This window comes from Myxococcus sp. AM011, from assembly GCF_013372595.1.
GTDB lineage: Bacteria > Myxococcota > Myxococcia > Myxococcales > Myxococcaceae > Myxococcus > Myxococcus eversor.
On sequence record NZ_JABXEM010000284.1, the window covers coordinates 1 to 13,875 of the forward strand.

The window sequence follows — 13,875 nt, forward strand, 5'->3', positions numbered from 1 at the left end:
GGGACAGTGGGACTGGGTGGGCTCTGCGCGGCGCTCGCGGCGTTCGCTCCGGGAAGCGCGAAAGCGGACGTGGATGAGGCCCTGGCCCTGGGGCATCACCACAAGGACAAGCACAAGAAGAAGGAAGAGGAGCGGGCGAAGCGGGAGGCGGCCGCCACGGGTGGTTCGGGCGCGGCGGCGATGATGGGGCCTCGCGTGGGTGGCCACGTGGCCGCGGTGATTCCCTTCCTGAGCGTCACGGACGAGGACACCACCGTCATCTTCGGGGACTTCTTCACCGTGGGCCTCGCGCCGGGCATCACCCTGCACCTCAACGAGCGCTGGGCCCTCGACTTCGAGTTCATCGCCTTCAGCCGCTGGCAGTTCGAGGACGACGGCACTCCGGCGAGCGTCAGCACCAGCTTCGTGCTGGACCCGGGCGTCATCTACGACTTCGGAGCGTTCAAGGGCGGCCTGCGGCTGGCCATGCAGGTGGGCGAGGGCGTGCCCTTCAACGGAGGCATCGTCCCCATCATCATCAAGGGCTTCCCCATCACCGAACATCTGAAGTGGTTCGTGGAGCTGGACCTGCCCTTCTTCGTCACCGGAGCGCCGGGCGACGCGGGCATCAGCTTCTCGCCCCAAATCCAGACGGGCATCGCCTTCTGACGACGCCCGCCCCACCCAGAGCCGCTTCACCGTGCTCGCCCACGAGCGGGATGAAGCGGCGCTGGTTGCGAGGACTCAGCGCGCCTTGAGGTTCTGGGCGACGAAGTCCCAGTTGACCAGGCTGGTGAGGAAGGTCTCGATGTACTTGGGACGCTGGTTGCGGAAGTCGATGTAGTACGCGTGCTCCCACACGTCGATGGTGAGGAGCGCCTTCTGGCCGTGCTTCATCGGCAGGTCCGCGTTGCCCGTCTTGGTGATGGCGAGCTTGTCCTTGTCCAGCACCAGCCACGCCCAGCCGGAGCCGAACTGCGTCGCGGCTGCCTGGGAGAACTCCTCCTTGAACTTGTCGAAGGAGCCGAAGTCGCGGGTGATGGCCGCGGCCAGGTCGCCCGTCGGCTGCCCGCCACCGCTCGGCTTCATGCAGTGCCAGTAGAAGGTGTGGTTCCAGACCTGCGCCGCGTTGTTGAACACGCCACCGTCGCTGGAGAGGATGATCTCCTCCAGGGACTTGCTCTCCTCGGGCTTGCCGGCGAGCAGCTTGTTCAGGTTCGTCACGTACGCCTGGTGGTGCTTGCCGTAGTGATACTCGAGCGTCTCCTCGCTGATGTGAGGGGCGAGCGCGTCCTTGCGGTACGGAAGTTCAGGCAGCGTGAAGGCCATGAGTCGGGTCCTTTCCAGGGTAAAGGGATGCGGAGAACTATCACCCTCCTACCCGCGAAAGGGGCTCGACTCCAATGCATTGGCGGCCCGCCAAAGCACTGGACGCCCGGGATACCGACGGGTCAACACTCCGCGAGGGGCCCCCGGGGCGGCGATGTATCAGGTGACCCGGGGCTCGTTTCGGAACTGGACACCCTGGGTCATCCGGCCAGGGGCGGACGCACCAGCAGCACCGGCCGCTCGGTGCGCGCGAGGACGGCCTGCGTCACCGAGCCGAGCACCGCGCGCTTCAGCCCCGTGCGTCCATGCGTCCCGAGCACGAGCGCATCCACGGCGAGTCGCTCCGCCGCCTGGGCCAGCGCCGTCACGACGTCCTTGCCGTCGACGATGACCTCCACCCGCGCGTGACGTCCGGTGGCCTCGGCCTCGCGAGGCACCAGCGCCTCCAGCTTGCGTTGCGCCGTCTCCACCGACGGGCCCGCCTCCGCGACATGGAGCAGGTGCACGGTGCCGCCCGGCGCCACCAGGCCGAAGGCGTGCGCCACCGCGCGGTTGCCCGTCTCCGAGAAGTCGGTGGCCACCAGCACGTCGCGGAACGACGGCAGGGGCGCGTCCACGCCGGTCGGCACCGCGCGCGAGGACACGCAGGCCACGGACATCCGCGCCAGCCGCAGCGCATGGTGGGACACGCTCCACATCTTCCCGAGCGCGCGCCGGTGATGCGTCCCCACCACGAGCAGGTCCGCGCGCTCCCGCTCGGCCAGCTCCACCAGGTGGTCCGCGATGCGCCCCAGCGAGGGCTCCAGCACCGTGCGCGCCGCCGCGCCTCCAAAGGCCAGCGGTGCCACCAAGGCCTCCGTCTCCCGGTCCAGCACGGCGCGCAGCTCCGGCGTCATCTCGGCCAGCTCCAGCGGGCGCGACAAGCCCAGGCGGCGGTACTCCTCATCCGGCCACACCACGCGCGCGCCGACGACTTCCACCGGTCCCCACGCGCGCAGGCCGCGCACCCACTCCCGCGCGGCCTCGAAGGGCACCGAGCGGTCCACGCCGAGCACCACGCGCAGGGGACGTTTGCCCCGCACCCACGCCTCCAGCACCTCCGCGTCGCGGACCGCGAGCAGCGGCGCGTCCAGCGACTGCGCCAGCCGGTCCACCGTCCCACCGACGCCGAGGAACGGCGCCTCCTGCGTGGGAGGCGCCGTCACCACCAGCGTGGCCATGCGCTCCCGGGCCACCTCCGCGACCTCCACCGCCGCCTCGCCGGTGCGCAGCTCCTGTTCCACCCGGGCGCCCGACTTCGTCAGTCGACGGGCCTCGTCTCCCAGCGCCGCCTCGGCCGCCTGGTGCAGCGCCTTGCCGAAGGCGCGCGCGGAGTTGGGGTTGAGCACGTGCACCAGGAACAGCGGCACGTCCGCCTTCCGGGCCAGCTCGGCGGCGAAGTCACTGGCGCGGCGCGCGGCGTCGGAGAAGTTGGTGGCGCAGACGATGGACATGGCGGTTCCTCCACGAGTCGGACGGGCGTCATGCCCATCCGCCCTGCACACGCGGCTCACGCTCCGGCGGGCCGCACCTGTTCGACGCGCACCTCGTTCACCAGGGGCTCGCCATGCTCGAAGGCCCGGACGCTCGCCAGCGTGGTGCGGGCGATGCTCACCAGGGCCTCGCGGGTGAGGAAGGCCTGGTGCGAGGTGACGAGCACGTTGGGAAAGGTGAGCAGGCGCGCGAGCACGTCGTCCTGGAGCACCTGTCCGGAGAGGTCCTGGAAGAAGATGCCTTCCTCCTCCTCGTACACGTCCAGGCCCGCCGCGCCGATGTGGCCGGACTTGAGCGCATCGATGAGCGCGCGGCTGTCGATGAGCGCGCCGCGGCCCGTGTTGATGAGCAACACGCCCCGCTTCATCCGCGTCAGCGCCTTGGCGTCCACCATGTGCCGTGTGCCCGGAGTGAGCGGCACATGGAGCGAGATGATGTCCGAGGCCGAATACAGCGCGTCCAGCGACACGTAGCGCGCGCCCACCTCCCGGGCGAACGCCTCGTCCGGCGCGACGTCGAAGCAGACGACGTCGCAGCCGAAGCCCTTGAAGATGCGCGCGGCCACCTGGCCGATGCGGCCCGTGCCCACCACGCCCACCGTCTTGCCCGCCATGTCGAAGCCCACCAGCCCATCCAGCGAGAAGTTCCAGTCGCGCACGCGCGCGAAGGCTCGGGGGATGTGGCGGTTGAGGGAGAGCACCAGCGTCACGGCATGCTCGGCCACCGCGTGCGGCGAGTACTCCGGCACCCGCGTCACCCGCACGTCCAGGCGCCGCGCGGCCTCCAGGTCGATGTGGTTGTAGCCCGCGGAGCGCGTGGCCACGAGCCGCACGCCCCCCGCCCGCAATATCTCCAGCGTGGGCGCGTCCAGGCGGTCGTTGACGAACGAGCACACCGCATGGAAGCCCTCCGCCAGCCGCGCCGTCTGGAGCGTCAGTCGAGGCTCCAGGAACGTCAGCGCATGACCGAACTCCGCGTTGGCATCCTCCAGCGCGCTCCGGTCATACCGATGGGTGTCGAAGACGGCCAGCCGCATGCCTGCTCTCCCGCCGACGGGCCGTGTGCCCGCCGCGTCCGGTCGGTCGGTCGCCATTGCAACGCTCACACCATGCGTGGGCGCAAGAGGAGCGAGGCGAGGAGGGACCGCGCAAAAGCTGCACACGTCTTGGAGTGGACGCAAAAGCCTCGGGCGCTCCGGGGGCTGGCGGCCAGGCGGGGGCGTCGTTAGAAGCACGTCGCGCGGGCCGCTTCCGGAGGCGACACGGCCTACCTTTTCGGAACGAGGCTCCGAGGAGGCGTCATGTTCCGCTGTGCAGCCTGTGGTGCGTTCAACCGCGTACGAGAGCCCCGCCCTACCGGGGCACCGGAGTGTGGCCGCTGCCACAAGGCCCTGGATTTGTCGGGCGCGCCGCAGGAGGTGGACGGCGAGGCGCTGGACCGCGCGGTGCTCGGCTCTCCCGTGCCCGTCCTCCTCGACTTGTGGGCGCCGTGGTGCGCGCCCTGTCGCGTGGCGGGCCCCATCCTGGATGAGGTGGGCCGCGCGCAGGCGGGCCGGCTGCTGGTGCTCAAGCTGAACACGGAGCAGCACCCGCGTCCCGCGAGCGCCTTGAACGTGCAAGGCATTCCGACGTTCATCGTCTTCTCTGGCGGGCGCGAGGTGGCGCGGCGCAGCGGTGTGCTGCCCAGGCCGGAGCTGGAGCGGTGGGTGTCGAGCGCGACGGCGGGCCCACCCGGAGCGGGCGCCACGGCCTGAGTCCCGCACCCAGCGCGCGGCGCATGTCGCGCATTGATTGAAGGAGGCCGGCCATGGAGCCCGAGGCCGCGCTGTTGACGGACCTCTACCAGCTCACGATGACGGAGGCGTATCTGGCCGAGGGCCAGTGGGACGAGGCGGTCTTCAGCCTCTTCGTCCGCGGGCTTCCGACCCGGCGCAACTACCTGCTGGCGGCGGGCCTGGAGGACGCGCTCCACACGCTGGAGCGGCTGCGCTTCCGCGCGGAGGACCTGGAGTGGCTGGCCTCACAGGGGCGGTTCTCGGACCGGCTGCTCGGGTGGCTGGAGCGCTTCAAGTTCAGCGGCGACTTGGACGCGATGCCGGAGGGAACTCCCGTTTTTGGTCAGGAGCCCTTGCTGGAGGTGCGCGCGCCGCTGCCCGAGGCGCAGTTGGTGGAGACGTACCTGCTCAACCACGTGCACCTCCAGACGCTCGCGGCGTCCAAGGCCTCGCGCGTGGTGACGGCGGCGGCGGGACGGCCGGTGATGGAGTTCGGCCTGCGGCGCATCCATGGAACGGACGCGGGGCTGAAGGTCGCTCGCGCGTCGTATCTGGCGGGCGTGGAGTCCACGTCGAACGTGCTCGCGGGGATGCGGTATGGGATTCCGCTGTCGGGCACGATGGCGCACAGCTACGTGCAGTCGCATGACGATGAGCTGGAGGCGTTCCGCGCCTTCACCCGCGTCTACCCCGACGCGACGTTGCTGGTGGATACCTACGACACGCTGCGCGGCGTGCAGCACGTGATTCGACTGGCGCGCGAGCTGGGTGAGGACTTCCGCGTGCGAGCGCTGCGGTTGGACTCAGGAGACCTGCTGGCGCTGTCGCTGGCGGCGCGCGAGCTGTTGGACGAGGCGGGCCTGGAGCGCGTGCGACTGATTGGGAGCGGCGGGCTGGACGAGGACTCGGTGGCGAAGCTGCTCGCGCGTGGCGCGCCGCTGGATGGCTTCGGCGTGGGCACGGCGATGGGCGTGTCCGCGGACGCGCCCTCGCTGGACATGGCCTACAAGCTGGTGGAGTACGCGGGCAAGGGCCGCGTGAAGCTGTCCGCGGGCAAGGCGCTGCTGCCCGGCGCCAAGCAGGTGTATCGCCAGGACGAGGACGGCGTGGCGCGCAGGGACTTGCTCGTGCGGCGCGGAGACGTCGCGAGCGGGCGCCCGCTGCTGCGGCCGGTGATGCGCGCGGGCCAGCGCCTGCCCGATGCGTCTCCGTCTCTGGAAGAGGTCCGTCAGCACGCGCGGAGGGAGCTGTCCCGACTCCCCGCAGAGGTGCGCGCGCTGGAGCCCGCGAGGCCACCCTACTCCGTCGTCGTGGGTGACGGACTCGCGCGGGCACGGGCTCACGAGGTCGAGGTCTGGGCGGCCGAACCCTGAGCGTCGCTCCGGCGTGACAGGAGGCCATCCCCCCGCGAGCAACGCGAGGCCGCCGAGCGACTCCATCGCGAACATGGTTCCGGCCGTCCAGCCGGGGAAGCCATGGGCGCGGGTGTAGGACCCGCGAGGCGAGGAGCGGCCCACAATCCCACGAGTGGGACTTATAACCACTGTATTTCCAATGCAACAGAGTCACTTTCATGCCGCGTCGTCACGCGATGTTGACGAGGAGGGGCGCGCGGAGCGTCGGTCCCCCTCGGCACAATGCGGACCTCACCCTTCACCACGAGGAACGGATGACACGAGCAACCACAGCGAAGACGTGGCTTGGCCTGGGATTGTGTGGAGCGTTGGCGACGGTGGCCGGGGCTTCCACGGCGGTCGCGGAAGCGCCACGCGTCGAGGCACGCACGGCCTTCATCTCTCCCTGGTCTCAAGCGGCGTCGATGAGCCAGATTCGCGCGTTCCACACGGCGACGCGGCTGCCCTCGGGCAAGGTGCTCGTCACGGGCGGCAATGGCTGGGGCTCGGTGACGGCGTCGACGGAGACGTATGACGCGGCCACCAACACCTGGAGCGCGGCGGCGACGATGAGCCAGACGCGGGCGCGTCACACGGCGACGTTGCTGGCGTCGGGACAGGTGCTCGTCGTCGGCGGCCAGGGCGCGGGCACGCTGGCGAGCGCGGAGTTGTACAACCCCACCACGAACACGTGGAGCGCCACGGGCAGCCTCGGCACGGCGCGCGGCAGCCATCAGGCGGTGCTGCTGGCCTCGGGCAAGGTGCTGGTGTTCGGCGGCTTCGGAGCCACGGCGCTGAAGAGCGCGGAGCTGTACAACCCGGCGACGGGGACGTGGGCGGCGACGGGCTCCACGTCGGTCGTCTCGGGGAAGGTCAGCGCCACGCTGCTGCCTTCGGGCAATGTGCTGGTCATCAACGACGACGGCGTCACGGGCGCGGCGGAGGTGTACAACGCGAGCACGGGCACGTGGAGCCGCGTGTCGGACCCGCCGGCCTTCTACGGACACGCGGCGATTCTGCTGAACCAGGGCGCGGTGCTGGCCACGGGACAGGAGACGGGACAGTACGCGAGCGGCGCATGGCTGTTCTGGCCGGAGGACAACGAGTGGGAGTACGTCTCGTATGCCACCGAGGAGCGTCGGCGGAGCCACTCGATGACGCTGCTGCCGTCGGGCAAGGTGCTCGTCGCGCGAGGCACGCGCAACCAGATTGGCGGCACCACGGAGCTGTTCAACCCGGCCACGTGGCAGCTCTCCGTCGTGGGCAATGACACACCGACGCATGGACATACGGCCACGCTTCTGACCAACGGCAAGGTGCTCGTCGTCGGTGGCACCAGCCAGGAAGAGCCGGAGATGTACTCGTCCGGTGAGCTGTTCACCGAGTAGCGAGCGGTCCGCGGCTCCCGGCCCGCCTGTCTTTCGAATCGAGACAGGCGGCGCCGTGTGCTACGCGGGGTGGTGATGAAGACCGACGTCCCCACCCAGCTCATCGAGGGCTACTCCGCCGAGGAGCTGCTGCGCATGCCGGCGGAGGAGTTGGAGGCCTTCGCGTTCACCGGTGAGGCATTGATTCTCCGGGTGGGCAGCGGCGAGCTGCTGGGGCGCTTCCGGCGGCTGCCGGACCGACTCGAGGTGGAGCTGGCGCAGGTGGACCGGGGCGGCCAGGGGATTCTGCTCGCGCTGGGGCGTCTGGCGCGTCAACTGGCGAGCGCGCGCGGGGTGCCCCAGGTCGAGTGGATTGTCCACGCGGTGCATTGCGCCCATCCGAACCTCAAGCTGCGTCGAGTGCTCGAGCGCCGGGGCTTCGTGGTGCGTGAGCTGCCAGGACGCGGCTCCGCCTACCACTTCATCGACACGGTGTAGGCGCAGGCGTTCACTGTGCTCGCCGGGCCCACCGGTCCGCGTCGCGGCATGGCCCGTCCTGCGTCGTGGACCAGACGTGTGCCGTGGAGGCTGTGTGGCCGAGGCGTGCCCCGTGGACGACAGTCGCGAAGCCGTGGCGTTCATGTCCCGGTGGCGATTGGCCAGTGAATTGAAGGCCGGGCCTCCGGGGCTGTGAGCCCTTTTCACACTCAACAATCTGGCGGACCACCCGTGGTTCCTCACGACATGCGTGAGGCGCTCCGGACCCGCAAGCCCCGTGTCAGAGCGCCACGCGAGGATTTGGGTGCTCGGCGGGGGGAGGCTTCAATGCTGTTGGTGGATGTCTGGGAAGAGCACCTCGACGAGGCGTCTTTCCGATGGGAGCAATGGGAGCGAGCGCTCGTGGCTCCGGATGCGACGCTGTCGGAGGTGGCGGAGCGGGAAGAACGTCTGTTGGGGAATCTGGAAGGGCTGGCGGAGCGGGAAGCCCTCGACGCGGTGGTGAGGCCCGCGTTCGACTCGGAGGAAGCAGCACGAGTCTCTGTCGCCACCCACGCGCTGTTGAGCCAGGGCGCCGTGGACGAAGTGTTGTCGCGACTGCGAGGGGCGGAGGTCGAACCCCGTGCCGCCATGCGCCGCGCGCTGGAGGTCAGCGAAGTCGAGGGAGTGAGCACCGCGGTCGAGTCCCTGTTGAAGACAGGCGACCTGGACCTTCAAGCGCATGTATTGGAGGTCCTGGCCTTCCGACAGTCCACGTCGTCCGAGGTGCTGGCGCGGTACTTCCTGCATGACGAGCCGAGGGCGCGAATCGCCGCGCTCAATGGGGCGAGGCCACTGTCCGAGGAGCTCGCGCGGAAGGTGCTGCCGGCGCTGCTCGCCTCCGCGCATCCCGGCATCCGGCTGGCGGCCATGGAGGCGGGGTTGACCGCGGGGCTGCGGATGGCATGGGAGGCGTGCGGCAAGGAGGCACGGGAGGAGGAGGCCTCGAGTCCGGAGGCGAGGGTGTTGCTCGCGCTGGGTGGCGGGGAGGAAGACGCGGACTTCCTGGTGGGACTGGCGAAGGACGACGAGCTTCGTCCCGAGGCCTTGTGGGCGCTGGGGTTCAGCGGACGGCTCGCGGCGATGGAGGTCTGCGCGAGGCTGCTCCATGTGCCTTGCGTGGCCCGGCTCGCGGGGGAGGCGTTCTCGGCCATGACGGGGCTCGTGTTGGAGGGGCCGTACGCCCTGCTCGAAGGAGAGGAGCCCGAGGAGTCCGATGACCCCGAGGCCGACCTCACGGTGCGTCCCGAGGATGACCTGCCGTGGCCGAACGCGTCGGCGGTCCGAGGTTGGTGGACGGAGTCGCGGAGCCGCTTCGTGAAGGGACAGCGCTATCTGCTGGGACGGCCGTTCAGTGGCGCCGTGCTGCTGGAAGCCCTGGAGACGAGTCCGATGCGGCGGCGTCACGTGCTCGCGCGCGAACTGGCCATCCGCACGAAGGGGCAGCACGTCATTCCCACGCGAGCCTTTGCCCCGCGTCAGCGGGAGGCCCTCACGCGGGCCCGAGGAGCGCGGCTGGTGTTGGGAAGCGGCCCGCTCATCTCCACGCTTCGCTGAGAGTGACGAGGACACGCCACCATGCCCGCTCTCGAAAACCTCACGCCGTTCGCGGCCACCGACTTCCTGACCCAGACGAAGGAGGGCGAGGACGGTCTCGTTCTCGTCGTGGCAGGCACCTTCACCTTGCCCGCGCCTGGACGCGCCTCGGTGGCGCCGCTGACGTTGAGCGAGGTTCAGACCTCGCCACCAAGAACGGATACGCACTGGGGAGCACCGGAGACCTCGAGTCTTCGCCATGAAGCACCGTCGTCCTATGCGCGGCGAGCAACGGACGTGTTGTTGGACGGGCGCGCATGGGCACCGCGTGGCCGCAAGGTGACAGGGACCCAGGTGCGAGTGCGTGTGGGGCCCGTGGAGAAGCGGGCACAGGTCTGGGGCACGCGTGTCTGGTATCGAGGATTGGTCGGACTGAGCGCCTCGGACCCGTTGCCGTTCGAGTCACTGCCACTGCGATACGAGTACAGCTTCGGAGGCACGCGGGCGTCGGGATACGAGCCACGCAATCCCGTGGGGCGCGGCTTCTACACGAGTGCGAAGGAGGCGTTGGAGCAGCCGCTGCCGTCCATCGAGGCGCCAGAGTCACTGGTGCGAGGATGGGCGGACAGGCCGACGCCGTGTGGCTTTGGTCCGGTGGCTCGGCACTGGCAGCCGCGCTTGAGATGGGCGGGGACATATGACGCCGCATGGGTGGAGCGGCGCGCGCCGCTGTGGCCCGTGGACTTCGACGAGCGCTTCTTCCAGGTGGCTCCAGAGGGACTGCAAGCCTCGCCTCACTTGCGAGGAGGTGAGCCCGTGGTGCTGGAGGGAGTGTTTCCAGACGGGCCGCTGGCGTTCCACCTTCCGGAGTACAGGTTGCTGGCGCGCTGCACGTTCGCGGGGAAACGAGAGAAGCGGCGCATGACGTTGGACACGGTGCGGCTGGAGCCTGATGAGCGCCGGGTGGTGCTCACCTGGCGGGCGATGTTTCCGGCGCATCGGCGATTGGCGACGCACGAGGTGAGCACGGTGCGACTGCTGGAGCCGTGGGAGGACGTGACATGAGCGGGGCGCGAGTGGTGGGGGTGGGGTTGTGCACGCCCATCGGGACGACGACACACCTGACACTGGCATCCCTGCGAGCGGGCCTCGTGCGCTTCGCGGAGACGCAAGTCGAGGACGACCTGGGGGAGCCCGTGCGGGCCTCACGGTTGAGCCTCCTGGACATCGCGGCGACGCGAACGGAGCGAATGAGCGCATTGGCGCGTCAGGCGCTGGTGGGCGTGCGGCCCGTGCTGGAATGCTTGCCACCGCGGGGACGTGTGCCTGTGTACCTCGGGCTCCCGGAGCAGGGGTTGGGGGCAGAGGTGGAACGGAAGGCCCTCGAGGCCGCGATTCTGGAAGAGGGCGCGGGGCGCCTGGAGCTGGTGAAGGTGCACGAGGGAGGACGGGCGGCCTTCTTCGAAGCACTGGCCACCGCGACGAGAGACCTCCAGTCCGGTCGAGCGGGAGCCCTGGCCCTGGTGGGGGCGGTGGACTCGTATGGGGATGCGGCTTCGCTGGAGGCGCTGTCGAAGGCACGGCTGCATCTGGGGCGACAGAACCCGGACGGGCGGATTCCTGGCGAGGCGGCGGGCTTCGTAGCGCTCACGCGGCCAGGGGCATCGAAGTCATGGGGGTTGGAGGAGACAGGGGTGGTGTTGGGGACAGCGTTGGCGGTCGAACCTCGCCCTTTCGCGCGAATGACGCCAGGTCTCGCGGACGGGCTGACAGAGGCGCTGAGGAGTGTGCGGGGCGACGGGGTGATGGGAGCACGGCGGGTGGATGGAGTGCTGGCCTGTCAGCCGGGAGAGACCTGGTGGGGGACGGAGTTCTCGCGGGCGTATTTGAGAAACGCGGGCCTGATGCCCGAGCCGCTGCGGGTCCACCTCTCGGGTGAGGGGCTGGGAGACGCGGGGGCAGGCGCGGGTCCCGTGATGTTGGGCGTGGCCTTGCATCGAGCCCGGTGGGGGGAGCCGGCGGCGAGAAGGACGCTCATCTACGGGAGCGCGGACGGGGGGCGAGTGGGGGCGTGCGTGGTGGAGATGATTCCGAAGGCGTGAAGAGGAGGAACCATGGGTCGCGTCTATGCGAATGGCCGTTCGATTCTCCACAAGGGTGACGGCAACACGCACACCTCGGCTGCGCCGGATGTTTGTAAGGTACCGACACCGGGAGGACCTGTGCCGACGCCCTTCGTCAACTCCGCGCAGGACTCGATGCTCACGAAGGGGAGCACGAGCGTCACGATTGAGGGCAACCCCGTGGCGCTGACGAGCTCGGAGCTGAGCACGAGCACGGGAGACGAGCCGGGGACGGCGGGAGGCCTCATCTCCTCCAAGTTCAAGGGAAAGATGGCCTGGGGCAGCGGCAGCGTGGACGTGAAGGTCGAGGGGAAGGGAGTGGTCCGCTACCTCGACGTCACCCTGCACAACGGCAACACCTACAACACCACCTTCATCTCCGACGGGCGCACCGCCTGGGCCTACGGCGACGACGCGCAGTGCACGGCCTGCGACAAGTCACTGGACGAGCATCGTGTCCACGAGACGGATGACGTCGTGGTCCATATGAATACGTTCTTCGCGGATTTGATGAAGGAGTTCCATAGGCAGCGTCCATTCATCGCCCAGTACTCCGAGTTGAAGCAGAAACGAAAAGTGCTCAATGAGAAGTCGCTGAACGAATTCCACGACGCAGCGTTACGGCTCACTCCAAAGAAGCAGAGGCTGAATGAACTGCGCGAGGTCGTCAGGTCGCCAGCAGCAGCCGACAAATCCACCATCAAGGATCAACTCATCCCTCTTCAAGAAGAAGTCAAAGCTGCGGAGCAAGCGGCCAAGAAGAAGAGAAAGTTGGACATCGAGAATGAAGACGCCCTGACTCGCGAAATGAACGTCCTCAAGAGCCAGCTCGAGAGCATGCCCCCGCTGTTACGCTGGCATGAGGACGAGAAGAACTACACCAAGGGCTACATGATTGGAGTGCTTCTCTGTAGATGCGCCAAAAAAGCCCTGATCGCCATTTCCGGCAGCGATGTGACACCTGGGTTTCGTCAGGTCATGCAGCAGACCATCCATGCGGCGCATGGAACCTCTTCATTCGAGTTGGTCGAGAGCTTCCAGATGAGCGACCATCAAGAGCAGGTCATCGACGGGCGGGAGCGCAACTGGGAGTGCGCTGCCCCCAAGCTCATTCAAGCAGGAGGCGCGGCCGGCCACAAAGCACGCACCATGTCCGAGCGATGGTTCTCCCCCATGGGAACGTCCACGTCCGCAATCCAGTACAGCCACACCGACGTCAAAGGCACCGCGCCCAAAAGCCGAGAATTCGGACACGGCGAAACGGTTGTCTCCTGCAAGGAGTGCCAGGAACTCCTTCCCGAAATGCTCTGCGACAACACCAAGGAGTGCGCCTGACCCATGGAAGAGCTCCTGAATCTCCTCGAGCGATACCGTCCCGGATACCGCGGCCAGGTCCGTGGGTATCCAGACCTGATTATCGACGAGCTGGAAGAGGTTTTTGGCAGTCCTCTCCCAGCGGCCTATCGCCAGTTCGCAAACGTCATGGGCGCCAATGGAGGACCCCTCTTTCGAGAGCTGTCCTCATACGACCCCATCCTGGGAGTCGCGGAGAACTACCGGCTCGCCCCCAAGAGCGTGATGCCACCCAGGAGGTTCCTCTTCCTCTTTGGGAGTCGCGACCCGTTGGTTTCGGATTGCCATTGGCTCGACCTGGAGGCACCTACGGAGGATGAAGACCACCAGGTGGTGCTCATGCCTTTCGGCGAGCACGCCTGGAAGAAAGACCTGCGGCCTATCTACAACGGCTTCCGCGAGATGCTCTTTCTCAAGGCGATGGCGGAGATCTGCCTGCCAACTTTCTCCCACCATGTCGACTTCAGCGGCGGGCACGAAGGGAAACACGCGTCCGCAGACGAGGTCGCCCGGATCTTCGAGAAAATGGGATTCATCCGACTGCCGTATCCACACCACAGCATGATCTTCGAACAGGAGGATGCCGCCATCCGGCTCTATCGCCGCCCCAAAGACTCCACCTTCCACATTCGCGTGGGCATGCGCGGCGCCGAGCAGCTCAGCCACTTCCAGGCCCTCATCGAGGACAACACAGACCTCGAAAGGTCCAGACGGTGAACGCACAGCCCCCGTCACCTTGACTCGCCGCACCCCGTGGTAATCTTGGGCCAGAATGCACGGGCACTCCTCCCACCTGCTGCGCTGGCTCAGGCTCTTCCTCGCCTGTCTGACGCTCGTTGGGAGTGGTGCCTCGGCGCAGGCCCTGCCCCGCCCGGCTCCGGTCTCCGCCGCACAGTCCGGCGGCTCCGCCTCCACCCCGCGCGCCGCGCTCGCCAGCGCCTTATCCACGT

At 68.4% G+C, this 13,875-nt stretch carries 13 protein-coding genes; 10 read left to right on the forward strand and 3 right to left on the reverse strand.

Annotated elements, in window-relative coordinates; genetic code table 11:
- On the forward strand, nucleotides 1-648 hold a 648-nt coding region (locus HUW62_RS39170; protein ID WP_176437319.1), incomplete at its 5' end, for a hypothetical protein.
- A gap of 75 nt (nucleotides 649-723) precedes the next feature.
- Here HUW62_RS39170 and HUW62_RS39175 read toward each other — a convergent pair.
- The 3 genes from HUW62_RS39175 to HUW62_RS39185 form a co-directional block, all read right to left on the reverse strand.
- Entirely contained in the window at nucleotides 724-1,308 is a 585-nt protein-coding gene (locus tag HUW62_RS39175) for a superoxide dismutase (protein ID WP_176437320.1), read from the reverse strand.
- Between the two features lie 200 nt (nucleotides 1,309-1,508).
- Nucleotides 1,509-2,801 (reverse strand): universal stress protein, encoded by a 1,293-nt coding sequence (locus HUW62_RS39180; protein ID WP_163866068.1) that lies wholly within the window; start codon nucleotides 2,799-2,801, stop codon nucleotides 1,509-1,511.
- 56 nt (nucleotides 2,802-2,857) lie between these two features.
- A complete protein-coding gene (locus HUW62_RS39185; RefSeq protein ID WP_163866067.1) occupies nucleotides 2,858-3,877 on the reverse strand; it encodes a 2-hydroxyacid dehydrogenase in 1,020 nt (339 codons plus the stop codon).
- A gap of 264 nt (nucleotides 3,878-4,141) precedes the next feature.
- Between HUW62_RS39185 and HUW62_RS39190 the strand changes: the two genes are divergently transcribed.
- The 9 genes from HUW62_RS39190 (at nucleotide 4,142) to HUW62_RS39230 (ending at nucleotide 13,642) form a co-directional block, all read left to right on the forward strand.
- Nucleotides 4,142-4,594 (forward strand): co-chaperone YbbN, encoded by a 453-nt coding sequence (locus HUW62_RS39190; protein WP_163866066.1) that lies wholly within the window; start codon nucleotides 4,142-4,144, stop codon nucleotides 4,592-4,594.
- Between the two features lie 53 nt (nucleotides 4,595-4,647).
- Nucleotides 4,648-5,988, forward strand: coding sequence for a nicotinate phosphoribosyltransferase (locus HUW62_RS39195; RefSeq protein WP_176437321.1), 1,341 nt, complete (start codon nucleotides 4,648-4,650; stop codon nucleotides 5,986-5,988).
- A gap of 296 nt (nucleotides 5,989-6,284) precedes the next feature.
- Complete coding sequence (locus tag HUW62_RS39200; protein ID WP_176437322.1) at nucleotides 6,285-7,397, forward strand: kelch repeat-containing protein; 1,113 nt, start codon at nucleotides 6,285-6,287, stop codon at nucleotides 7,395-7,397.
- 75 nt (nucleotides 7,398-7,472) lie between these two features.
- On the forward strand, nucleotides 7,473-7,874 hold the full coding sequence (locus tag HUW62_RS39205; protein WP_176437323.1) for a hypothetical protein: 402 nt from the start codon (nucleotides 7,473-7,475) through the stop codon (nucleotides 7,872-7,874).
- Nucleotides 7,875-8,201: 327 nt separating this feature from the next.
- Complete coding sequence (locus HUW62_RS39210; protein ID WP_163866062.1) at nucleotides 8,202-9,470, forward strand: TIGR02270 family protein; 1,269 nt, start codon at nucleotides 8,202-8,204, stop codon at nucleotides 9,468-9,470.
- A gap of 21 nt (nucleotides 9,471-9,491) precedes the next feature.
- The gene (locus tag HUW62_RS39215) at nucleotides 9,492-10,514 is read left to right on the forward strand and encodes a DUF2169 domain-containing protein (RefSeq protein ID WP_176437324.1); all 1,023 of its coding nucleotides are present in this window, start codon (nucleotides 9,492-9,494) and stop codon (nucleotides 10,512-10,514) included.
- A complete protein-coding gene (locus tag HUW62_RS39220) occupies nucleotides 10,511-11,551 on the forward strand; it encodes a 3-oxoacyl-ACP synthase (RefSeq protein ID WP_176437325.1) in 1,041 nt (346 codons plus the stop codon). Before HUW62_RS39215 ends, HUW62_RS39220 begins: the two co-directional genes overlap by 4 nt.
- A 12-nt stretch (nucleotides 11,552-11,563) precedes the next feature.
- Nucleotides 11,564-12,907, forward strand: a complete 1,344-nt coding sequence (locus HUW62_RS39225; protein ID WP_176437326.1) for a DUF4150 domain-containing protein — start codon at nucleotides 11,564-11,566, stop codon at nucleotides 12,905-12,907.
- Between the two features lie 3 nt (nucleotides 12,908-12,910).
- Nucleotides 12,911-13,642, forward strand: coding sequence for an SMI1/KNR4 family protein (locus HUW62_RS39230; protein WP_163866058.1), 732 nt, complete (start codon nucleotides 12,911-12,913; stop codon nucleotides 13,640-13,642).
- Nucleotides 13,643-13,875: the final 233 nt, after the last annotated feature.